The 22,336-nt window shown below is 71.4% G+C and carries 19 protein-coding genes and 1 pseudogene; 9 read left to right on the forward strand and 11 right to left on the reverse strand.

Annotation, left to right across the window (positions count from 1 at the left end; all coding sequences use genetic code 11):
* Positions 1 to 4: 4 nt before the first annotated feature.
* The 4 genes from M9914_07425 (at position 5) to M9914_07440 (ending at position 4,173) form a co-directional block, all read left to right on the forward strand.
* Positions 5 to 331: an FUN14 domain-containing protein gene (locus M9914_07425; GenBank protein MCO5174009.1), complete on the forward strand. Its 327-nt coding sequence runs from the start codon at positions 5 to 7 to the stop codon at positions 329 to 331.
* Positions 332 to 653: 322 nt separating this feature from the next.
* Positions 654 to 956 carry a co-chaperone GroES gene (gene groES, locus M9914_07430; protein MCO5174010.1) on the forward strand — a complete coding sequence of 101 codons (303 nt, stop codon included), beginning with the start codon at positions 654 to 656 and terminating at the stop codon, positions 954 to 956.
* 88 nt (positions 957 to 1,044) lie between these two features.
* Entirely contained in the window at positions 1,045 to 2,682 is a 1,638-nt protein-coding gene (gene groL, locus M9914_07435) for a chaperonin GroEL (GenBank protein ID MCO5174011.1), read from the forward strand.
* Between the two features lie 183 nt (positions 2,683 to 2,865).
* Positions 2,866 to 4,173: an alkaline phosphatase family protein gene (locus M9914_07440; GenBank protein ID MCO5174012.1), complete on the forward strand. Its 1,308-nt coding sequence runs from the start codon at positions 2,866 to 2,868 to the stop codon at positions 4,171 to 4,173.
* Here the strand turns inward: M9914_07440 and gpmI are convergent.
* From gpmI to recF, 3 genes are read right to left on the reverse strand one after another with little or no spacing between them, the layout of a single operon-like run.
* Complete coding sequence (gpmI, locus tag M9914_07445; protein MCO5174013.1) at positions 4,170 to 5,744, reverse strand: 2,3-bisphosphoglycerate-independent phosphoglycerate mutase; 1,575 nt, start codon at positions 5,742 to 5,744, stop codon at positions 4,170 to 4,172. The two genes, M9914_07440 and gpmI, sit on opposite strands and share 4 nt — an antisense overlap.
* 41 nt (positions 5,745 to 5,785) lie before the next feature.
* Complete coding sequence (locus tag M9914_07450; GenBank protein ID MCO5174014.1) at positions 5,786 to 6,709, reverse strand: DUF721 domain-containing protein; 924 nt, start codon at positions 6,707 to 6,709, stop codon at positions 5,786 to 5,788.
* A complete protein-coding gene (gene recF, locus M9914_07455) occupies positions 6,702 to 7,760 on the reverse strand; it encodes a DNA replication and repair protein RecF (GenBank protein MCO5174015.1) in 1,059 nt (352 codons plus the stop codon). The genes M9914_07450 and recF overlap by 8 nt, the downstream gene beginning before the upstream one ends.
* Before the next feature lie 149 nt (positions 7,761 to 7,909).
* Between recF and M9914_07460 the strand changes: the two are divergent.
* Positions 7,910 to 9,109 (forward strand): annotated as a pseudogene (locus M9914_07460) (SufS family cysteine desulfurase).
* Positions 9,110 to 9,221: 112 nt separating this feature from the next.
* Positions 9,222 to 9,656: an SUF system NifU family Fe-S cluster assembly protein gene (locus M9914_07465; GenBank protein ID MCO5174016.1), complete on the forward strand. Its 435-nt coding sequence runs from the start codon at positions 9,222 to 9,224 to the stop codon at positions 9,654 to 9,656.
* A gap of 34 nt (positions 9,657 to 9,690) precedes the next feature.
* Here M9914_07465 and M9914_07470 read toward each other — a convergent pair whose 3' ends face one another.
* Both M9914_07470 and M9914_07475 read right to left on the reverse strand, forming a co-directional pair.
* A complete protein-coding gene (locus tag M9914_07470; GenBank protein ID MCO5174017.1) occupies positions 9,691 to 10,254 on the reverse strand; it encodes a DivIVA domain-containing protein in 564 nt (187 codons plus the stop codon).
* Between the two features lie 64 nt (positions 10,255 to 10,318).
* Positions 10,319 to 11,152, reverse strand: a complete 834-nt coding sequence (locus M9914_07475; GenBank protein ID MCO5174018.1) for a purine-nucleoside phosphorylase — start codon at positions 11,150 to 11,152, stop codon at positions 10,319 to 10,321.
* A gap of 205 nt (positions 11,153 to 11,357) precedes the next feature.
* On the opposite strand from M9914_07475, the gene M9914_07480 reads away from it, so the two are divergent.
* Complete coding sequence (locus M9914_07480; GenBank protein ID MCO5174019.1) at positions 11,358 to 13,997, forward strand: BamA/TamA family outer membrane protein; 2,640 nt, start codon at positions 11,358 to 11,360, stop codon at positions 13,995 to 13,997.
* Between the two features lie 96 nt (positions 13,998 to 14,093).
* Here the strand turns inward: M9914_07480 and ychF are convergent, their stop codons facing one another.
* A complete protein-coding gene (ychF, locus tag M9914_07485; protein MCO5174020.1) occupies positions 14,094 to 15,179 on the reverse strand; it encodes a redox-regulated ATPase YchF in 1,086 nt (361 codons plus the stop codon).
* Between the two features lie 81 nt (positions 15,180 to 15,260).
* Between ychF and M9914_07490 the strand changes: the two genes are divergently transcribed.
* Both M9914_07490 and thrC read left to right on the forward strand, forming a co-directional pair.
* On the forward strand, positions 15,261 to 16,382 hold the full coding sequence (locus M9914_07490) for a homoserine dehydrogenase (GenBank protein ID MCO5174021.1): 1,122 nt from the start codon (positions 15,261 to 15,263) through the stop codon (positions 16,380 to 16,382).
* Entirely contained in the window at positions 16,382 to 17,695 is a 1,314-nt protein-coding gene (thrC, locus tag M9914_07495; GenBank protein ID MCO5174022.1) for a threonine synthase, read from the forward strand. The genes M9914_07490 and thrC overlap by 1 nt, the downstream gene beginning before the upstream one ends.
* Before the next feature lie 117 nt (positions 17,696 to 17,812).
* Here the strand turns inward: thrC and M9914_07500 are convergent, their stop codons facing one another.
* The 5 genes from M9914_07500 to M9914_07520 all read right to left on the reverse strand — a co-directional run bounded on the left by M9914_07500 (position 17,813) and on the right by M9914_07520 (position 22,311).
* Complete coding sequence (locus M9914_07500; protein ID MCO5174023.1) at positions 17,813 to 18,688, reverse strand: MBL fold metallo-hydrolase; 876 nt, start codon at positions 18,686 to 18,688, stop codon at positions 17,813 to 17,815.
* Positions 18,685 to 19,683, reverse strand: coding sequence for a S41 family peptidase (locus M9914_07505; GenBank protein MCO5174024.1), 999 nt, complete (start codon positions 19,681 to 19,683; stop codon positions 18,685 to 18,687). The genes M9914_07500 and M9914_07505 overlap by 4 nt, the downstream gene beginning before the upstream one ends.
* A gap of 109 nt (positions 19,684 to 19,792) precedes the next feature.
* Positions 19,793 to 20,737, reverse strand: a complete 945-nt coding sequence (locus M9914_07510; GenBank protein MCO5174025.1) for a carbohydrate kinase family protein — start codon at positions 20,735 to 20,737, stop codon at positions 19,793 to 19,795.
* A gap of 122 nt (positions 20,738 to 20,859) precedes the next feature.
* The gene (rsmA, locus tag M9914_07515) at positions 20,860 to 21,741 is read right to left on the reverse strand and encodes a 16S rRNA (adenine(1518)-N(6)/adenine(1519)-N(6))-dimethyltransferase RsmA (protein MCO5174026.1); all 882 of its coding nucleotides are present in this window, start codon (positions 21,739 to 21,741) and stop codon (positions 20,860 to 20,862) included.
* A gap of 78 nt (positions 21,742 to 21,819) precedes the next feature.
* Positions 21,820 to 22,311 carry a hypothetical protein gene (locus M9914_07520; protein MCO5174027.1) on the reverse strand — a complete coding sequence of 164 codons (492 nt, stop codon included), beginning with the start codon at positions 22,309 to 22,311 and terminating at the stop codon, positions 21,820 to 21,822.
* Positions 22,312 to 22,336 lie beyond the last annotated feature (25 nt).

Consider the following 22,336-nt stretch of genomic DNA (forward strand, 5'->3'; position numbering starts at 1 on the left):
GAGAGTGAACGTCGACCTCACGAGCGTCATGCCCTGGGTGCAGCAGCTGTCTTTCGGGGCCGTGGCGGGGTTCGTGGCGGGCTTCGCCCTCAAGAAGGTCGGCAAGTTCGTCGCGCTCGCCGTTGGCGTTCTCTTCGTCGTCATCCAGCTCCTCGCCTGGTCCGGCTACCTGAGCGTCGACTGGGGCAGGATCCAGGCTTCGGTCGATCCGCTGCTCGAACCGACGAGGTTGGAGCAGTTGTGGCAAGGGCTCCTCGCCATGCTCACGTACAACCTGCCGTTCGGAGCCGCGTTTGTAACCGCGCTCGTGATCGGCTTGCGCCGCGGTTGAGCGGCGTCGGCGAGCTCGGCAGACACGGTGTCCTCGACGCACCGTCGGAGCGCGGGGGAACCGGCGATGGCCTCGGCCTCACTTGCGGATACGGTGGCCTGCGACGCACCGTCGGCGTGTGAGGGAACCCGGTGCGGATCGGAGCGCCGGGTCTCCGGCCTGCGCCGCCGTATGCATGAGCGCGAGCAAGCGACATGAGTGACATACGCTCAAATGGCTTGATAGACTGCGCTTGACACCACCGTTGGAGCCTGGATAGGATATGGCCGTTTGGCAGTCTCATGCCGAGACTGCCAAGTTCAGCCCTTCAATGGAGGAACCCATGGCGGACAAGAAGCAGAACCTCAGGCCTATCGGCGACAAGGTCGTGGTCGAAGTCATCGACGAGCCCCAGACGACCCTAAGCGGCATCGTGTTGCCGGACAGCGCCAAGGAGAAGAGCCAGCGCGGCAAGGTCATCGCCGTCGGCAGCGGCAAGCTCCTGGACAACGGCTCGCGCGAGCCGATGGAGGTCAAGGTCGGCGACACCGTGCTCTTCGCCAAGTACGGCGGCACGGAGGTCGACCTGGGCGGTCAGGAGTTGATGATCCTGAGCCAGCGCGACATCCACGCCGTCCTCGAGTAAGGCGCGCCGCTCCCCGTAAAGACGAGAGCGCGAGATCAAGACCAACGACTTGTTACGTAACTAGAACCGGAACGGATACGGAGAGAACATGGCCAAGGACCTGACCTTCAAGGAAGACGCCCGCCGCTCGCTCGAGCGCGGCGTCAACGCAGTCGCTAACGCCGTCAAGGTTACGCTCGGACCGAAGGGGCGTAACGTCGTCCTGGAGAAGAAGTTCGGCGGACCGACCATCACCAAGGACGGCGTCACCGTCGCCAAGGACATCGAGCTCGCCGACTCGCTCGAGAACATCGGCGCCAAGCTCCTCATCGAGATCGCGAGCAAGACGAACGAGATCACGGGCGACGGCACCACCACCGCCACCGTGCTCGGTCAGGCCATCGTGCGCGAGGGCCTGCGCAACGTCGCGGCCGGCGCCAGCCCGCTCGCGCTCAAGCGCGGCATCGAGAAGGGCGTCGAGGCCGTCGTCGCCAGCATCCACGCGATGGCCAAGCCCGTCGAGGACAGCAAGGCCGTTGCCGAGGTGGCCTCCATCTCCGCGAACGATGCCGAGGTCGGCAAGCAGATCTCCGACGCCATGGACAAGGTCGGCCGCGACGGCGTGATCACCGTCGAAGAGTCGAAGACCATGGACACGGAGCTCGACTTCGTCGAGGGCATGCAGTTCGACAAGGGCTACGTCAGCGCGTACTTCATCACCGACTCCGACGCCATGGAGGCGGTGCTCGAGGACGCCTACATCCTCATCCACGAGAAGAAGATCAGCGCCCTCAAGGACCTCCTGCCCGTTCTCGAGCAGGTCGCCCAGACCGGCAAGCCGCTCCTCATCATCGCGGAGGACATCGAAGGCGAGGCCCTCGCCACGCTCGTCGTCAACCGCCTGCGCGGCACCCTCAACATCTCGGCCGTCAAGGCCCCCGGCTTCGGCGACCGCCGCAAGGAGATGCTCCGCGACATCGCGGCCGTCACCGGCGGCGAGGTCATCAGCGAGGAGCTCGGCCACAAGCTCGAGAACGTGCGCCTCAACCAGCTCGGCCGCGCGAAGCGCGTCCGTAGCAGCAAGGACGAGACGACCATCATCGAGGGTCAGGGCAGCAAGGAAGGCATCGAGGAGCGCATCAAGGGCATCAAGGCGGAGCTCGATCACACCGACTCCGACTACGCCCGCGAGAAGCTCCAGGAGCGCCTCGCCAAGCTCGCGGGCGGCGTCGCCGTCATCCGCGTAGGCGCCGCGACGGAGACGGAGCTCAAGGAGAAGAAGCACCGCTACGAGGACGCCCTCTCCACGGCCCGCTCGGCCGTCGAGGAAGGCATCGTCGCCGGCGGCGGCGTCACCCTCATCCACGCCATCACGGCCGTCAAGGACCTCGTCAAGAAGCTCGACGGCGATGAGCGCACGGGCGCCCAGATCCTCATGCGCGCCCTCGAGGAGCCCGCGCGCCAGATCGCGGCCAACGCCGGCGCCGAAGGCAGCGTCGTCGTGAACGCCATCCTGAACAGGAACGACGGCAAGTACGGTTACGACGCCGCCAACGACACCTACGTCGACGACATGTTCAAGGCCGGCATCGTCGACCCGGCCAAGGTCACCCGTACCGCCCTCCAGAACGCGGCCTCCATCGGCGCGCTCCTCCTCACGACCGAGGTCGTCATCGCCGACCGGCCGGAGAAGGAAGACAAGACGCCCCCGATGCCGGGCGGCGACATGGGCGGGATGGACTTCTAAGAGCCGCGCGCGAGGCGGCGTGGCCCGGGCGGCTCCCTAACGGAGCGCTGATGGGCCGAGCGCGCCACTACGCTAAGACGAGGCGCCCCCGGGTAGACCGGGGGCGCCTCGTCTTAGCGTGAAACGTGAGGGCGCACGCGAGGTAACTTCGAGCATGCCGACCGCACCCCCGGAGGTGTCGCCATGACGGACCTGCAAGACCTCCTAGGCCCCGAGTTCGTAGCGCCGTACGCCTCGGGCCGCTCCCTCACGAGCGTGCCGAGCACCGTCGGGCACCTGCTCGGCGCCGGCGAGGGGTGGCGCTCGGCGCCGCTGGCACTGCCCGGCCTGCCCGGGAACGCTCGCAGGGTCGTCGTCCTCTTGGTGGACGGGCTCGGCTACCACCGGCTCGCCGATCAGGTGGCGAAGGACGACCTCGGCCTCGCCGCCCTGCTCGAGCGCTACACGCCCGGCTGGAGCCCGAGCGGACCGCTCGGCGAGCCCCTCCTCACCGTAGCGCCGTCCACGACGGTCGTCGCCACCACCGTCCTGGCGGGGAACGGGGCGAGCCCGGGCGAGACGGGCTTCCTCGGCTACACGCAGTACCTCCCACGCCCCGGCTTCGTCGCGAACATGCTCTTCTGGCGGCCGGCCTGGGCCGCGGCGGCGCGCAGCGGCGACCTCGAGGCCTGGGGCCTCGCGCCCGAGGCGGCGTTGCCGATCCCGACCGTCTACCAGGTCTTGGCGCCCCAGGGCGTGGCGAGCACCGCCTTCTACCCCCACGAGATCACCCGGAGCCCCTTGTCGCGCATGCAGACCGCCGGGGCTCGCGTGCGCGGCTACATCGGCTGGGTCGACCTGTTGACGCAGCTGCGAGAGCACCTCGAGGCGTCGGCGGGCGGGCGCGGCTACAGCTTCGCCTACTTCCCCGACCTGGACTCGCTCCAGCACCGCGATGGCCCACCGAGCGCGAGCTACGCGCCCCTGCTCGAAGCGTTCGTGTCCGGGCTCGCGCGGCTGCTCGGGCGCCTGTCGCCCGCCGCGCGGCGCGACACCCTCGTCCTCGTCACCGCCGACCACGGCCACCACGCCGTACCGCCGTCCGAGGCGGCCTACCTGGGAGAGCTCGGCGAGCTGCGCCCCCTGCTGGCCCGCCGTGAGGGCGGCGAGCCGCGCCACGTCTACCTCTACGCGCGCCCCGGCGCGGCGGACGAGCTCCATGCCGCCTGCGCGCGCTTGGGTGGGAGCTTCCTGGCGCTGCGCGGCGAGGAGGCGTTGGCTGCCGGCCTTTACGGCGACCCCGGTAGCCTGCACCCCGAGGCGACCAGGCGCGTCGGCGACGTGGTCCTGCTGGCCCGCGGAGGGGCGGCGCTCTGGGAGGCCGAGCGCGTGCGCGCCGAGCCGGGGGGCTCGGGGGCCGGACCGGCGGACCTGCCCGCCGGGATGCACGGCTCGCTCACCCCCGAGGAGATGCGCGTGCCGCTGCTGACGCTCGACCTCGGCGCCGGTTAACCCCGCGCCAGCAGGGACTTCCCCGTCATCTCGGGCGGTTGCGGCACGCCCAACAGCTCGAGCACCGTAGGCGCGACGTCACCGAGGATGCCGCCCGGGCGCAGGCGCGCGTCGGCCAGGGCGGGGTCGTCGCTCACGAGCACGCACGGCACAGGGTTCGTCGTGTGGGCGGTGTGGGGGCTACCGTCAGCCTCGAGCATCTTCTCGGCGTTGCCGTGGTCGGCCAGCACGATCGCGGCGCCGCCGCGCGCCAGCACGGCGTCGAGGACCTCGCCCAGGCAGGCATCGACGACCTCGCAGGCCTCGACGGCGGCGGCGATCACGCCCGTATGCCCGACCATGTCCGGGTTGGCGAAGTTGACGAGCACGAAGTTGTCGTCACGCTCCCGCAACCGCGCGGCGGTCAGCGCCGCCAGCTCGCGCGCGCTCATCTCCGGCTGCAGGTCGTAGGTAGCCACCTTCGGCGACGCGACCATGCGCCGCTCCTCACCGACTTGCTGCTCCTCGCGCTGCGCGTCGAAGAAGTAGGTCACGTGCGCGTACTTCTCCGTCTCGGCCGTGTGGTACTGCTTCAGACCCGCTTCCGCCAGCACCTCGGGCAACGTCTCCAGGACGGGCGGGACGGAGAAGGCGAACGGGACGTGGAGCTCCTTGTCGTACTCCATGAGCGAGGCGAACGTCGTGCGCGGCGTCCGGCACCGCTCGAACCCGCCCCAGCCGTCGTCGCCGACGAGCGCGTGGCTGAGCTGCCGCGCCCGGTCCGTTCGGAAGTTGAAGTAGAGCACCGCGTCGCCGTCCCGCACGGCGCCGTCGTCGGCCGCACCGTCCTCGGACGGCGTGCTGTCCGTGGTGATCACGGTCGGCCGGATGAACTCGTCCGTCTCGCCGCGGGCGTACGCGGCCTCGGCGGCCGCTACGGCGCTGCCGGCCGTGTACTCGCCCCGCGCGCACACGATCAGGTCGTAGGCGAGCTTGGTGCGCTCCCACCTGCGGTCGCGGTCCATGGCGTAGTACCGCCCGCAGACGGTGGCCACCCGAGCGTCGCAACCGGCCTCGCGCAAGCGGGCGAGGGCCTCCTCGAGCGTCGCGAGGTAACGAACGCCTCCGTCCGGCGGGGAGTCGCGCCCGTCCGTGAACGCGTGGACGCGCACCCGCGCGAGGCGCTCGCGACCGGCGAGCTCCAGTAGGGCCAGGAGGTGCTTCAGGTCGGAGTGCACGCCGCCGTCGCTGACCAGGCCGAGCAGGTGCAGGGTGTGGCCACGAGCCGCGGCGAACGTTCGCAGCAGCACGGGGTTGGTGTAGAACGAGCCGTCGTCGATGAGCCCCTGGATGTACGTGAGGCTCTGCTTCACGACGCGCCCGGCCCCCAGGTTGAGGTGACCGACCTCGCTGTTGCCCATCTGACCTTCGGGCAGACCGACTGCCGGACCTGACGCCTGCAACTGGGTGTGGGGTCGCTCGCGCCACAGGCGGTCGAAGACGGGGGTGCGCGCGAGGGCGACGGCGTTGCCGGGCCCGGCAGGGGCCAAGCCGAAGCCGTCGAGGATTATCAGTGCCACGGGGTTGGTCATATGGTCTCCGATCGAGGTCGCGCGCGGCGGGCCGCGCGTCGTCAGCCTCGGCCCCCCGCCAACCGTAGGACGTTGGCGACGTGCGGGTCGAAGGCGTGGAAGTCGGCGGGCGTGAACGTCTCGGGCTCGCGCCCATGCTCGAGCGCGAGCCTGCACCGCACCACGCTCTCGAGCTGCAGGGCGAGGCGGTCGTCGGTCACGGCGGCGGGCAGGAGGGTGGCGATGACGGAGTCGAGCGACCGGGCCGCCAGGTAGGCGGCCACGGCGCGCTCGTCCTCGCCGAGCCCGTCCACCTCCGCACGGGGCGCCGTGCGGAGGCGTTCCGCGGCGGCCACTACCCGCCCCTCGTGGGCGTAGCGGTAACAAGCCTGGCATAGGGCGCGTTCCAGTTCCGCGTCGGCATCACGCCTGCCAGCCGCCTTGCGGGCGGCCTCCCTCAACGACTCCGGGCGCAAGGGTCCGTCGTGCAGGGCGCCGCAGGTCGGGCACGTGGTCCAGCCCAGCTCGCGGCGGGCCGCCTGCAGGCCGAGGAAGCGGGTGCCGGCCGCCAGCGTCGCTCGCTCCAGCTCCTCCGGCAGGTCGAGCCGTTGCAGGCTCGCGGTCAGCGCCGCGAGCGCGGCGGGGTCAGGCGCGATCAGCGCGCGGTTCGAGGCGGGCCGCTCGTCCCCGTCGTCCAGGCGCCCGACCTGGAAGCGGATGTCGCGGACGTCGGCGTTGCCGAGGTACGCGCGGTAAGCGTCGACGAGCCGGTGGCGCCCGAGGCTCAAGTGCATGGCCGTCTCGGAGTCGTTGACGTTGACGTACAAGACCCCGTCGCGAAGGGCCACGGCCGTGCTGAAGGCGGCCAGCTCGGCCCCGGCGACGGCGCGCCACGCGATGACGGCCCCGGCGCGCCGCACGCCGCGCTTGACGGCGGCCCGGCGGAAGACCTCCTCGATCAGCTCCGAGACGTGCCGCTCACGCACGGCTACCCTCCACCTGACGGGCGTGCCCGCCCGCCATCTCGATCAGGACCTGGGCCAGCGGCGGAGGCTCCGTGCCGGAGACGAGGGCCTGCGGGGTCGCGCTCGCCAGCTCGAGGAGGTAGGCGCGCCTGGTCGCGTCGAGCTCCGCCGTGAAGTCGTCGATGAGCAGCACGGGCGGCTCTCGGTGCTTCTCGCTCAAGAGCCGGTACTCGGCGACCCGGAGCGCGAGGGCCGCCGTGCGCGCCTCGCCGCGCGAGCCGTACTCCGGCAGGGAGACGCCGTCCAGTTCGAGCCGCAGGTCGTCGCGGTGCGGCCCGACCAGGGTCTGGCCCCTGGCGCGTTCGGCCTGGCCCCCCGCCGCCAAGGCCTCCTCGAGGGAGAGTTCGCCTTGCGCCTTGCTCAGGCTCAGGGCGAGCGCCCCGGCCCCGGCCACCTCGCGGTAGACCTCGGTCGCCAACGGTGCGAGGCGCACGGCGGCGCGCTCCCGCAGCGCGCCGACCTCCGTCCCGAGGGCCACGAACCGCTCGCTCCACGGCGCCAGCTCGGCGCCGAAACGTCCGGCACGGAGGAGGGCGTTGCGCTGTTCGAGCACGCGGGAGTACTCGCGGTGGAGGAGGGCGTAGCGCAACGAGAGCTTGGTGAGGAGACCGTCCAGGTAGGCGCGCCGCGCGGCCGGCGGCCCGTGCACCAGGTCGCTGTCCTCCGGCGTGAGGAGCACGGCGCTCACGACGCGCGCCACGTCCCCGACCTTGGCCGCCTGACCGTCGACCTTCACGACCTTCTTGCCGGCCCCCAGGCCGACCTCGACGCGCGACACGCCCTCATCGTGCTCGATCTCGGCCGCGACGTACGCCTCCTCCTCACCGAGCCTGACCTGGCGCGCGAGCTTGCCGCCGACCGCCTCACCCGTGCAGGCCAAGTACGCGGCGGCCAGGAGGTTGCTCTTGCCGGCCGCGTTGCGCCCGACCACCGCCACCACCCCGCTCGGGAAGTCGACGCGCGGCGTGCGCAGGTTGCGGAAATTGAGCTGCGTCAGGCTGACGAGCCGCACGGGTCGAGTCTACCGCCGCGCCGCTCGGCGCCCGGTTCCGCCGGCCGCCATGGCGTTCGTTGCGCCGGCGGAGAGGCCGCCGGCGAGGCCTAACAGAGCGTTCGCGCGGGGTAAGGGGCAGCAGCGGGCCGGTGCTAGACTCCGAACAGATGGACGAGCGCGACGTCTTGGCGCTGAGGCGCGATTTCCCGATCCTGGGCCGCGAGGTCAACGGCCACCCCCTCACCTACCTGGACAGCGCGGCCTCCAGCCAGCGGCCCAGGCAGGTCGTGGCCGCCATGCAGGAGTACTACGAGCGCCACCACGCCAACGTCCATAGGGGCGCCCACACGCTCGCGACGGAGGCGACAGACGCCTTCGAGCGCGCCCGGGAGCGCGTGGCGCGCTTCATCGGCGCGCCGGAGTCGCGCTCGCTCGTGTTCACGCGCAACACGACCGAGGCCATCAACCTGGTCGCGGCGAGCTGGGGGCGGACGAACCTCGGGCCCGGCGACGAGGTGGTGCTCAGCGTCGCCGAACACCACGCGAACCTCGTGCCTTGGCACTTCCTCAAGCGCGAGCGCAGCATCGTCATCCGGCCCGTGCCGCTCACCGGGGAGCAGCGGCTGGACCTCGACGCCATGCGCTCGGTCATCGGCCCGCGCACGAAGCTCGTGTCGACCTTCCATATGAGCAACGTCCTCGGAGCCGTCAATCCGGTGGCCGAGATCGCCAGGCTCGCCCACGCGGCGGGCGCGCTCCTCCTCGTGGACGGAGCGCAGGGCGCGCCGCACCTCGAAGTCGACGTGCGGGCGCTCGGTTGCGACTTCTACGCGTTCTCCGGCCACAAGATGCTCGGCCCTACCGGCATCGGCGGCCTATGGGCGCGAGCCGAGGTGCTGGAGGCGATGCCGCCCTTCCTGGGGGGCGGCGAGATGATCAGACGCGTGACGCTCGAGGACAGCACCTACGCCGATATCCCGGCGCGCTTCGAGGCCGGCACGCCGAGCGTGGCGGAGGCCGTCGGCCTGGCGGCCGCCGTCGATTACCTCGGCGCGGTGGGGATGGCCGAGGTGGCGCGCCACGACCACGAGCTCGCGGGCTACGCGCTCGACCTGCTCGACGGCGTCCCGGGCCTGACGCTCTTCGGTCCCCGAGGCGACGACCGCGGCGGCATCGTCACCTTCGACGTGGCGGGGCTCCATGCGCACGACGTCGCAACCATCCTCGACCTCGAGGGGATCGCTGTGCGAGCCGGCCATCACTGCGCCCAGCCGCTCGGAGCGGTCCTCGGGGTGGCCGCGACCGCGCGAGCGAGCTTCTACCTCTACACCACGCGCGCCGAGGTCGAGCGCTTCGCTCTGGCCCTGCGGCGCCTCGTGGAGCGCTTCGGCGCGCACGGGCCGCGCGGGCGCGCGGCGCGCGGCTTGACGACGGCGCACACGCACGCGGCTCCGCGGCGCGAGGAGGCGTGAAGCGGGCGTGGGCTTCCTAGACGACATCTACCAGGACCTGATCCTCGAGCACTACCGCAGCCCCCGCCAGCATGGGGCGCTCGAGGGTCGGGGCGTAGTGGCGCAGGAGGGCGTCAACCCCAGCTGCGGCGACGAGCTGACGCTCTACCTGCGGCGCGGGGCGGAGGGCCTGGACGTCGGGTTCGTAGGCGAGGGGTGCGCCATCTCCCAAGCGTCGGCGAGCCTCATGGCGAGCGCCATCAAAGGCAAGGACGCCGGGCATGCGGCCGAGCTGTCTGCCGGTTTCCAACGCCTGATCCGCGGGGAGGAACCCGGCGTGGACCTTGGCGACCTGCAGGCGCTCGCCGGCATCGCCAAGCTGCCGGCGCGCGTCAAGTGCGCGGTACTCCCCTGGAAGACGCTCGACGAGGCGTTGGCGCGACTGGGCGACGACTGCTCCTGAACGCCCCGCTCGAACCCCACCAGGGCGAGCACAGCTAGGGCCTGACCGTGTCGTCCAGCAGCGCTTCCTCGGGATCGATGGTCCGCGTCTGCCTGGGCGTGGGGGCGACGGGGCCCGTCTCCGACACGCTTCCCGACGGCCGGGCCTCCACGTCGTCGTCCGCCTCCAGGGCCGTGGCGTAGGCTTGCAACAGGGCCCGGAACTGCTCCTTGAAGAGCCTGCGCTGCATCTCGAGGGCCTCCAGCCTGGCGTGGGACCGGAGGAGGCCGTCCTCGACGTCGGCCAGGCGCGCGCGGCGCTGGCGCTCGGCGTCGTCGAGGAGGAGCTGCGCCTCGCGCTTGGCCGTCTCCTTCAGGTCGCCGGCTATGCGCTCCGCGGCCATCACGGCGGTCTGCAGTTCGGCCTCGGCGTTACGCAGGCGCGCGACCTCCGCTTCGGCGGCGGAGAGCCGCTTGCGTAGGCCCTGGGACTCACGCAGCGCGTCCTCCACCTCCAGCGCCAGGCGCTCCATGAACGCCTTCACCTCCCGCCGGTCGTACCCGCCCGCCCTACGCGAGAACTCGACATGCCGGATGTCGAGCGGCGTCAGTCTGCTCATGCGCCCTCCTTGACCCCGGTGGAGCCGCGGCCGTCCGCGAGGTCGCGCGCCGCAGTCGCCACGTCTACTCGAGACCCGGAAGCACCGCGCGAACGAGGCGGCGAAAGGTGGCGCCCGTGCGCGCGGCAACGGCCAGCACCTCGTCGCCCGTGGCGTGCTCGTCGCGATCCGGGAGCGCCATGTCCGTGACCGTCGAGATGCCGAGGACCCGCATCCCCAGGTGCCGCGCCCTGATGACCTCGAACACCGTCGACATGCCGATGGCATCGGCTCCGAGGGTTCGGAACGCACGCAGCTCCGCGCGGCTCGCGTACGCCGGCCCGCTGATGGCGAGGTAGACGCCCTCGCGCAGATGGATCCCTTCGGCGATGGCTGCCGAGCGCGCGCGCTCGACGTACTCTGGGTCGTAGCAGTCGAACATGACCGGGAACCGCGGGTAGGCGTCGTCGTTCGGTCCGATGAGCGGGTTCTGACCCGTGAAGTTGATGAAGTCGAGCTGCAGCATGATGTCGCCGGCCGCGAAGGCGGGGTTCAGCCCTCCGCACGCGTTGGTGACGACGAGGCTCCTGGCGCCTAGGCCATGCATGAGCGCGATGGGGTAGGTGCACTCTTGCGCGGTGAAGCCTTCGTAGGGGTGCACGCGACCCTGCATGGCTACGACCGACCTGCCCGCCAAGCGGCCCATGACGAGGCGGCCGGCGTGGCCGGGGGCGGAGGAGACCGGCATGCCGGGGATGGCGCCGTAAGGGACGGAGGTGGCGTCCTCGATCTCGTCCGCGAGCGGCCCCAGGCCGGAGCCGAGCACCAACGCTACCTCGGGCACCAGGCCGGTGGAGCCGCGCAAGGCATCGAGCGCCGCCCCCAGCCGGGCGTTCGCGTGAGCGACCACGTCTGACATGGGCGAATCATAACCGCGGCCGGGCGCGCGCCGGAAGTTCGGGCCGGCGGGGCGGCCCGGCATTCACCGGGCGCGCGCCGTCGCGTCACGCCAGGCCCACGCTCAGGCGCTCCGTTGCGGGCGACCGAGGCCGAGCGCACGGCAGAGCTCGGCTCGCGCCCGCAGACGCTCTCAAACCTCTCACCTGCACAGGTAAACTGCTCGCATGCGACTAACCCGCCTGTACGTCGTCCTGGTCATCCTCCTTGCTACGCTGACGGCCTTCGCACAGCCGGCGGTGCAGGGCAGGCTGGTAGAGGTGCGCGTCACGGGCACCACGACCTACGCAGACATAGTGAGGACCATCGTCACGTCCCGCGTCGGCACCAACGCTCAGGACGTCGACCTGGAGGCAGAGCGCAACCGCGTCTACAGCCTCGGGACGTTCGAGACGGTCACGCTCACGATCGAGAACGCCGCGGCCGGTCCCGTCCTCGTCATCGCGGTCAAGGAGAACCCGCGGATCGGGGAGATCGAGTTCGAGGGCGCCACGAGCTTGCCGAGCGCTACGCTGCTCGAGGCCCTGCGAGTCACCAACCTCCTCGAGCCGGGCCGCGTGTACAACACGACCCGCGCCGAGGAGGCGAAGGACACCATCCGCCAACTCTACCGCCAGGCCGGCTTCCCGTTCGACGTCGAGGTCGACCTCGGGATCGCGGCGGCGCCCGACCTCGCCGCGAGCGCCGACGCCGTGCCCGTGCGCCTCACCTACACGGTCGACGAGGCGGCGACGATAGACAGGGTCGTCTTCGAGGGCAACACCGTGCTCACGGACGGCGACCTCGGCCTCATGTTCCAGCCCTTGGAGCGTTCCGGCGAGTTCGACCCGCAGCAGTACAGCGCCACCGTCGAGGCCGTCGCCACGCGCTACCGCAACCTCGGCTACCGCGGCAGCGGCGTCGACACGAGCACCACGAGCCTGGTGGGCGGCGTGTTCACCGTGCGCGTCCTCGAGCTGACCATCTCGTCCATCGACACGACCGCCCTCGGAGTCGACCCGACCGCCCTCTCCCTCCACCCGGGCGACCTGTTCAACTACGACACGCTCCTGGCGGACGTGAAGCGCCTGGCCCGCGGCCGGTCCTCCGACATCCAGCTCGAGGCCGGCGTGTCGGCGAGCGGCGGCGTGCGCGTGACCTTCAAGCTCGGCGCTCCCGAGACCGCCGGCACCGTCGACGCCATCCGGATCGAGGGGAACACGGTCCTCGGCGCCGAGGAGCTGACGGCGGCGCTCAACCTCCAGGTCGGCGACACCTTCACCTCCGTGCTCGCCCAGGAGGACTTCGGGGCCATCGTGCGGGCCTACCAGGCCGCCGGTTACCGCGTGCTGACGCGGCCCGACTTCTCCTACGACGACGGCACGTACGTCCAGCGCGTCACCGAGCTCAAGACCGTCGGCTACGAGGTCCGGTACCAAGGCGAGCCGAGCTCGACCAAGGAGTCCGTCGTCACGCGCTACCTGCCGCCCATCGGCAGCGTCGTCTCCGACAAGCAGATCGTGGACGGCCTCAGGCAGGTGGCTGCGCTTGGCGTCGTCGACGTGCTCAACTACAACCTCGAGCCCGCGGAGGGTCCGGACGAGGCGCGCGTGATCGTCGTGCTGGCCAAGCGCCAGACGGGCGAGCTGAGACCCGCCGCGGAGTACGCGACCGACACGGGCTTCTCCGGCAGCCTCTCGTACTCCGAGAAGAACTTCCTCGGCTTGGCGCATACCGTCGGGGCCGAGGTCGACGTCCTCAACACCGACCTCGGCATCATGCTCGGCGGGCGCCTCAACTACTCGATCCCGTGGCTGTACGTCGACGCGCTCGACTTCATGGAGGTGCCGACCTCCGTCAACGTCTCGCTCTACAGCGTCGTGAGCAACAACAACCCCCTCACGGTCGGCAACAGCACCACGGTCACGTACCCGGGCCTGGTCGACCGGGAGGAGAACAGGGTGCGCGTCGGCGACTACGCGTTGCGCTCTAGCGGTCTCGGCTTCACCGTGGGCAGGCCGATCTTCGACTCCACCTACCTGACGGTCTCCGCCAACGGCGCCTACAACGAGTACAAGCTCGAGCCCCCCACGGCGGAGTGCGACGTGCAAGGCGGCGTCGTGCAGAACCCGAGCACGTGCTCCACCCCGAGCAGCTTCGCGATCGACTACCTCCCGACGAGCGGCCTGTCCGCTTTCGTGGGTGCACGTGCCGTCTACGACACGCGCACCGACACCAACTTCCCGGCCGACGGCATGGGGGCGTACGGGGGCGTCGGAGTTGGCTTCGGGAACGACTTCCTGTTGAACGGCGTGCGTTCCGGCTACGTTTACGAGCAGGTGACGGCCGGCGTGCGCGGTTACGCGCGCGTCGCCGACCTGATGCCGGCGGAGGTGACGGACAAGAGCCACGTCTTCGCCGTCAGGTTGGACGTAGGGCACCAGTTCGGCGGCGATTACCCGGTGTCCAAGCGCTTCACCGTCGGGCGCACGAACGAGCTCGCTACGCAGATCCGCGGCTACACGGTGGACGACTTCTCGCTGTCCAAGACCTACGCCACGGCGTCCCTCGAGTACCGCTACGACTTCGGGCTATCGACCGTCGCCACCCAGACCGTCATCGGCCTCGCCTTCGTCGACCTCGGCTGGGCCTCGAGCGTTCCTGGGTTCGCCGACTACGAGACGCCCGTGTTCGCCGGCGCGGGCCTTGGCGTGCAGGTGAACCTCGGCTTCGCGGGGATCGTGCTGCCGGCCATCCGGCTCGACTACGCCTTCAGCGAGCGGCATCCGACCGGCGTGTTCGCCTTCCGGGTCGGACCCGTGTTCTAGCGACCGGCCGGACGCGCTCCCGCACGTGGTGACGACACCGGACCGGACGTCGTCACGGCGTGCGGCCGGCGTTCGGGGAGCCGGGTCGCCGGTTAGCTAGACGTTGAAGAGGAAGTTCATGACGTCGCCGTCCTGGACGACGTACTCCTTGCCTTCCACGCGCAGCTTCCCGCGCGCGCGCGCGTTGGCCAGGCTGCCGGCCGCCACGAGGTCCGCGTAGCTCACGACCTCGGCGCGGATGAAGCCGCGCTCGAAGTCGGAGTGGATCTCGCCCGCCGCCTGCGGCGCCTTGCTGCCGGCCTTGACGGTCCAGGCCCTGACCTCCTTCTCGCCCGCCGTGAGGAACGTCAGGAGGCCGAGCGTATGGTAGCCAGTGCGGATCAGACGTTCGAGGCCCGGCCGCTCCAGCCCCATGTCGGCGAGGAACACCTGGGCCTCCTCGGCGTCGAGCTGGGCGAGCTCCTCCTCGATACGAGCGGAGATGACGACGACGTCGGCACCTTCCTTGGCGGCAGCGGCGCGCACCGCCTCCACGTGCGCGTTGCCGCTCGCCACGTCGGACTCCGCCACGTTGCAGACGTAGATGACCGGCTTGGCCGTCAACAGCCCGATGTCGGCGGGGAGCTCGGCGTCGACGGCGCGGGCAGGCACGCCCTCCCCAAGCCGCTCGAGCACCTGCTCCAGGCGCGGCACGAGGGCCGCGTCCTCCGGGTTCCCCTTCGCGCTGCGCCGCAGCCGGTCGAGGCGCTTCTCCAGGGTCGCGATGTCGGCCAGGATCAGCTCCGTGTCGATGACCTCGATGTCGGTGGTCGGGTCGACACCGCCCGAGACGTGGACGATGTTGGGGTCGTCGAAGCAGCGCACGACGTGGGCGATAGCCGCCACCTCGCGGATGTGGGCGAGGAACTGGTTGCCCAACCCCTCCCCCTTGTGGGCACCTTGCACGAGCCCAGCGATGTCGACGAACTCGACGTGCGTGGTGATCAGGTTGGGCGTCCGCTCGCCCTTCGTGTACATCTCCCGCAGGACGGTGAGGCGCTCGTCCGGCACGCTCACGACGCCGACGTTCTTGTCGATGGTGGCGAACGGGTAGTTCGCGGCCTCCACACCGGCCTTGGTGATGGCGTTGAACAGCGTGCTCTTGCCGACGTTGGGTAGGCCGACGATACCTATGCCTAGCATCTCACTCCCGTGCCCGCCCGACTCCGGAGCCGCGAGGCTCGTGTCTGGGACGGTCTCTCCTAGTGTTAGAGTGCGCCTGTCATGAACTCACGGGCGACTTCCGAACCCGAAGCCTATCAGACGGAGCGCGGGCGCGGAGGACCCTCCACCCCCGGAAGCCCCCCAGAGCCGGCGGAAGCCTCCGCAAGCGCCGGACCCGCAGGCGGTGGCCGCCGCGCCAGGGTCGCGCTCATAGGCGGGGGCACCGTCGGCGGGGCGGTCGTCTCGCTCCTGGAAGGGCGACGGGAGTTCGAGCTCATCGGGGTGCTGGTGCGCGACGCCGGTCGTCGGCGCGCATTCCCGCGCGCCGACGAGCTCGTGACCGCGGACGCCCGTATCCTGGCGGACGCCGACGTCGTCGTGGAGGTCGCCGGCGGCACCGGCCAGCCGGCCGACCTGGCGCTGCGCCACCTCGCGCGCGGCCTGCCGCTCGTCACGGCGAACAAGGCGGCCCTGGCCGAGCGCTGGCGGGAGTTCCTCCCCCATACGCGTGAGGGGCGTGTCCACTTCGAGGCCGCCGTCATGGCCGGCACGCCGTCCGTCGGCGTCCTCGCCGGCTGTTTGCGAGGCTCCCGCCCACTGGCGTTGCACGCCGTGTTGAACGGCACGTGCAACGTGATCCTGGCGGCGATGGAGGAGGGGGGCACCTACACCTCCGCCTTGGCCGAGGCGCAGCGGCTCGGTTACGCCGAGGCGGACCCGACGCTCGACGTGGAAGGGCTCGACGCCGCGCACAAGCTGAGCGTGCTCGGCCGGCTGGCCTTCGACCCGGACCTGGCGTGGCACGACGTGCGTTCAAGGACGCGCGGCATCAGCGGCCTCACGCCCGCCGCGATGGGGCGCGAGCTGGCGCGGGGTAGGCACGTCCGGCTCGTCGCCAGCATCGCACCTGAGGCGGGGCGCTGGGCGGCCACGGTGCGACCCGTGTCGTTGCCGCGCACCCACCCCCTCCTGACCACCGGCGCCACCAACGCCCTGCTCTTCTCCGGCGATCCCGGCGGCCTGATCGCGGTGCGTGGCCCCGGCGCCGGCGGCGGAGCCACGGCCAGCGGGGTGGTCGCCGACCTCCTCGCCGTCGCCGAGGGCGTAAAAGGCCCGCTGCCCTTGCGGACGGCCGCGACCGTACCGGCCGGCGCGGCGGACGAAGGGATCGAGGAGCTGTGATGCGCTACCGGAGCACCCGTGCCGGCCGTTCCGGCGCGCCGGACGTCTCGTTCGACGACGCCATGCTCGCCGGGCTCGCGCCGGACGGCGGCCTCTACTGGCCAACGAGCATCGCCCCGCTGCCGCTCGGCTGGGAGGCCGCCGAGTCGCCTGCCGCCCTTGCGCTGGCCGTCTTGCCGCCTTACATGGGGACGGGCACCGCGACGGCCGTCGCGGCCGGACTCGACTTCGAGTGGCCCGTCACGCGCCTGTCGGAAGACGTCTTCGTGCTGGAACTCTTCCACGGGCCGACGGCGGCCTTCAAGGACGTGGGCGCCCGGTCGCTGGCCAGGGCGATGGACGCCGCGCTGACCCGCAGGGGCGAGCGGGTCACGGTGCTGGCGGCCACGTCCGGCGACACGGGCAGCGCCGTGGCGGACGCGTTCGCCGGCCTTGAACGCGTCCGCGTCGCCGTGCTCTACCCCTCCGGCGGCGTCAGCCCCGTTCAGGAAGCGCAGCTGACGGCGGCCAGACCGGGCGTCAGGACCTTCGCGGTGGCCGGAACGTTCGACGACTGCCAGCGCCTCGTCAAGGCGGCGTTCGCCGACGCCGAGCTGGCGGCCGTGCGGCTCTCCTCGGCGAACTCGATCAACGTCGGCAGGCTGCTGCCGCAGCTCCTGTACTACCTGTGGGGCACCGCGCGCGCCTGGGAAGCGCTCGGGCGCCGCGAGCCCTTCGAGGTCGTCGTTCCCAGTGGCAACCTCGGCAACCTCACGGCCGGGATGCTGGCCGCAGAGGCGGGCATGCCCGTGGCCGGCTTCCTGGCGGCGCACAACCGCAACGACTACTTCCCGCGCCATCTGGCAGGGGAGGCGGACGCCTACGCGTTCGACGGGAGCGTGCGGACGCCGTCGAACGCCATGGACGTCGGCGCGCCGTCGAACTTCGAGCGCCTGTACGAGGGGTTCGGAGACGACCTACGCCGCCGGGTCTCGGCGATGCGCGTCGACGACGCCGCGACGCTGGGGCGCATGCGGGCCACGTACGAGCGCTACGGCGCGCTCGTGTGCCCGCACACCGCGGTCGGCCTGGAGGCGCTCGAGCGGTACCGGGCTGGCGAAAGCGCGGCGAACGGACGCGCCGCCGTAGCGCCGGCGCTCGTGCTCGCCACCGCGCACCCGGCCAAGTTCCCGGAGTCCGTGTTCGAAGCGACGGGCGTTCACGCGCCGGTGCCGCGTATGCTCGAACGCTTCGGGCGCATGCCGAGGCGCGTCGAGAGCCTGGCGGCCGAGCCGGCGGCACTCCGTGCCGCGCTCCTAGCGTGGCCTGATTAGCTCCTATGTGTGCCGCGCTCCTGGCGTGGCCCGATTAGCTCCCGTGCGCGGGGCTCCTAGCGTGGCCGGACCGGCTGTGCCCCGCACCGCCAGAACGGCAGGATCGGCCGGTACTCGCTAGCGCCTAACGGCGAAAGGGCCGCGCTCGTCGGACCCGAGGTGCACGACCTTCAGCTCGCGCATCAGCTTGGCCACGTGCGCGAGCACGCTCTTCTCGGCGAGGGCCAGGACGGCCTCCGGATGATCGGGGTAGACGCGGCGCGTGATCTCCGCCGCGTCCGCCGCGCCGAGGTCGAGGGCGGCGAGGACCTGCGCCTCGCGCTCGAGCCGGTGGTCGGCCAGCTCGCGCAAGCGCCGCGCCGGCGCGGCGATCGCGGCGCCGTGGCCCGCCCCGAGCACGGGGGAGCCGAGGGCCGCGAGGCGCTCGAGGCTGGTGAGGTAGTCGCCGACGTCTCCCTCGGGGAGGCCGACCCACACCGAGCCCGCGGCTGAAGCGAGGTCGCCGACTAGGACGGCCTCCGGCAGCGTGCCGCCCTGTCCCGTCACGGTGAACGAGAGGTGGCCGGGGCTGTGGCCCGGGGTGTGCAGCGCCCGGATGGCTACATCGCCGACGGTGAGCACTCGGCCGTCGGCCAGGAACGTCGTTTGCCACTCCTCCGGTAGCGCGCCGGCCTCCGCCGCGTGCGCGTACACGGGCGGTGGGGAGCCGGTGCGGACCGCCTCCGATCTCAGCAACGCCGGGACGCCGCCGACGTGGTCGGGGTGGGTGTGCGTGAGCAGCACGCCCTTGAGCAGCCGCACGCCGGCGCCGGCCAGCGCCGCCGCCAGCAGGGTGTCTGCCTCCTGCCGGTCGGAGCCCGGGTCGACCACGACCCCGACGTCGCCGTGCGCGACGACGTAGCCGTTCACGTGGTCGTAAGGGGGCAGGGTGTCGCACGGTAACTCCACCCTCCAGACATGCTCGGAGAGGCGCTCGACCGCTCGCTCCTTCACCTTGCCTCCTCCAACCGCTGCAGCGTCGCGATGGCGACGGGTAGCGCTTCGTCCGGATCGGTCTCGACGTCCGGTGCGACGCCGCGGCCTTCCCACGTCGGGCCGCCGATGGGCGCAAGCACCCCCGCTGCCACCCAGGCTTGGGAGCCGTCGCGCAGGCAGAAGGGCAGTAAGGCCTCGACGTTGCCGGCGCTGCGCTCGCCGACGACCGTCGCGCGCCCGCGCGCTTGCAAGGCGCCTGCCAGACCCTCGGCCGCGCTGTTGACACCGTCGTCCACGAGCACTGCCAGCGGTAGGTCGGTCTCGGGCAGGCCGATGGCGGGGTAGGGGAGCGGGAGCGCCCAGGTCGTCACCGTGCGCCACAGCAGGCCGCGCGTGAACACACCCGCCACCTGCATCATCGTGAGGAGCCTGCCCCCGGGGTTGCCGCGCAAGTCGAGGACTATGGCCCACGCGCCCTCCTCCTGGACCCGCGCGACGGCGCTCCGCACGGCGCCGGCCGTCCCGGCTGAAGCCAGGTCGGGCAGGCGGACGTAGCCGACCCCTTCCGGTGTCAGGCCGTACGTCACGTTCGCCTCGTGCCCGGAGGCGCGCAGGTCTGTAGGCACGCGTTGGCCGAGCACGACGGGGAGCTCGGTCCATGTGCGCACCGACCGGGGCGCCTGGAGGCCGGAGAACAGCATGATGCACGGGAGGTCGCCGTACTCGGCGCGAACCGTGGCCACCTTCGCCGGCGGCACGAAGACGGAGTGGTCGTCGCCGAGCTCCGCGTACATCTCCTCGAGCGTGGCGTAGAACTCGTCGTCGTTCGCCGCCGCCGCGGCCCTCGGTCGGTACTCCTCGCCCACGGCGGCCCAGTCGACGCCCGTCCTGGCGATGTTCCAGTAGCGCGTGTTGACGAGGTCCCAGGCCGCCTCGAACCGGTCGGCGTAGTCCGCCGCCGCCGCCCGGCCACCTACCGTCAGCGCGAGCAGGGCGCAGACGAGTTGCGGCACGGCCCTGAGCCAGGCGCGACCCGTACCGCCGCGCCGGCCGGCACCGCGCGGCGACGGCGAACCGGGAGAAGCGCTCCTCGCTAGCCCGGTTCCGTCGGCCGCGTTCCGGCTAGGCCGTGGCGTCCGTGGGTATCGCGGCATGGCGTTCCAGTGTGGCGGCGTCGAGCACGAGACTCTGCGCGCCGACCACGGTGGTGTTGAGCGCGCCGGCGACGTTGCCGAGGCGCGCCGCGCCGTAGAGATCGTGACCGGCCATGATGGCGTGCGCGAACGCCGCCGTGTAGTAGTCGCCCGCGCCGGTCGAGTCGATGACGTTGTCGATCTCGTGGGCCTCGACGAGCTCGGTGAACTCGGAGTTGATCACGATCGAGCCCATGGCACCGACCTTGACGACGATCTGCTCGATGCCGTCCTCGCGCAGGTCACGCACGGCTTCCGAGATGGTCGTGCGCCCCGTCAGCAGGTAGAGCTCGCGTTCGTTCATCAGCCAGTAGTCGATGCCGCGCAGGGCAGGTATCAGGCGCTCCTGCAGCGCCCTCACGGCGCCGGTGCCAAGGTCGACGAAGGTAGTGAGCTTGTGCTTGCGGGCGAGGTTGAGCGCTTGAAGCGCGTACTCCTTCTGCGGCCCACCCATGAGGCTGTAGGCGCTCATGACGAGGGCGTCGCAGTCCGCGATGGCCTCTTCCCTGAGCTCGGCGGAGTCGAGGTGGCGGCTGGCGCCGGCTGCGCTGATCATGGTGCGCTGCGCGTCCGGCGTGATGATGAGGGTGACGGAGCTCGTCTGGAGGACCTCGTCCTTCTGCACGAGGCGCATGTCGACGCCGGCGGCGGCGAGGTTGCGTAGCGCCAACTCCGAGAACGGGCCGACGCCGACACGGGTGGCGATACGGGTCTTGTTGCCGAGACGAGCCAAGACGGTGGCCACGGTGCCCCCCGAGCCACCAGGTTGCATCACGGCTCGGATGGCGGAGACCTCGCCACCCGGGTCCGGGAACTCCCTGACGAAGTACATCTGGTCGACGGTCGCGTCGCCGACGACGAAGAAATGGGCCATGCGCAGTTACTCTCCTACCGGCGTACCCCGGCGGGCGGCCGGGAGTCGGGCGCTTTCTTTGCTTAGGGGAGTATACCCACGTCATTCATGAGTAATGGTGGTGCCACCCCTGGCGTCACCCTTCACACTAGCGGCGTCGGGGCCTCGAGCCGATCAGCGAGCGCGCGCAACGTCCGCAGGTCGAGCTCCTCGGCCCGGACGAGCGGTAGCAACCCCAACTCCCCGAGCGCCGCCTCGACAACGCCCCGCTCATAGCCGGCCAGCACGAGGTTCTTGACCAACGTCTTGCGCCGGTGGGCGAAGGCCTGGTGTATGAGTTTGAAGAGCCCGGGGTCGGGGGTCGCCGCCGGATCGGTGTCCAGGCGCACGACGGCCGACGTCACCTTGGGCGGGGGGAGGAACGCGCCGGGCGGCACGGTGCGCACGACACGCGCGCGGCCGAAGTGGCCGACGAGTAGCGAGAGCGCGCCGTAAGCGCTCGAGCCGGGCGCGGCGGCCAACCGTTCCGCCACCTCACGCTGCACCAGGAACACGAGGCGCGAGAAGCGACCGGACTCGAGCGCCCTGGCCACCACGGGCGTGGCGACGTTGTAAGGCAGGTTGGCGACGAGCTTGGCGCGCGCGGGCATGCGGCCCAGGTCGAACGTCAAAGCGTCGCCGTGCACGAGCTCAAGGCTCCCCGGCCCGGCCAGGGCCAGCTCCTCGGCGAACTCCTCGCGGAGGTGGGGGAGCAGGCGCGCGTCGAGTTCCACGCTCGTCACCGCCGCCCCGGCCGCGAGGAGGGCGGCCGTCAGCACCCCGAGGCCGGGCCCGACCTCCAGGACGGGGTCGCCCCGCGCGACCTCGGCGGCGGAGACGATGGCGCGCAGCGCCGCCTGATCGACGAGGAAGTTCTGCCCGAACGACTTGCGCGCCTCGAGCCCGTGGCGCTCCAGGACCTCGCGGACCCTGCGCGGAGCGCTCAAGGCGTGGCGGTCGGGAGGTGCGGGCGCTTCCGTGCTCAAGTCACCAGCGGTCCCGCGGTCCCGTCAGGGTGAACGGAACGGCGGGCGTTCCCGAAACGGTGTGTCGCACGGGGCCTATCAGACGCCGTGCGCGGCCATGGCGGCGACGAGCATGGCGTCCGCCTCCTCGAGACTGACGTCCAGCACGACGGCCAGCTCGCTCCCCAGCATGGACCTGGCGTTGTCGAGGACTTCCCGCTCCGTGGCGGCCAGGCCCTTCTCGACGTCGCGCTTGGCTAGGACGCCGATCAGGCGGGCGAGGTCGTACGCGCTCCCGCGCGCCAGGATGTCCTGCTCGGCACGGTAGCGCGGCGGCCACTGGGCGGGCAGCGTGAGGTCGGCCTGCTCGACCGAGCGCATGAGGCGGTCGACCTCCTCCTTGCCCACGGTGTGGCGCAGGCCCACCTCGACGCCCTTCCTGAGCGGCACGAGCACCTCCATGTCGCCCTTGACGAAGACTACCTTCAGGTAGTCGTGGGTCTCCCCGAGGACGGCGCGCGACGTGCGCTCCGCCACCACCCCAGCGCCCTGGGACGGGTAAACGACGTGGTCACCCACCTTGAAGGTCATGTTCGGCAAGAGTACCACAGCCCCT

It is taken from the genome of Trueperaceae bacterium (genome assembly GCA_023954415.1).
Taxonomy (GTDB): Bacteria; Deinococcota; Deinococci; order Deinococcales; family Trueperaceae; genus JAAYYF01.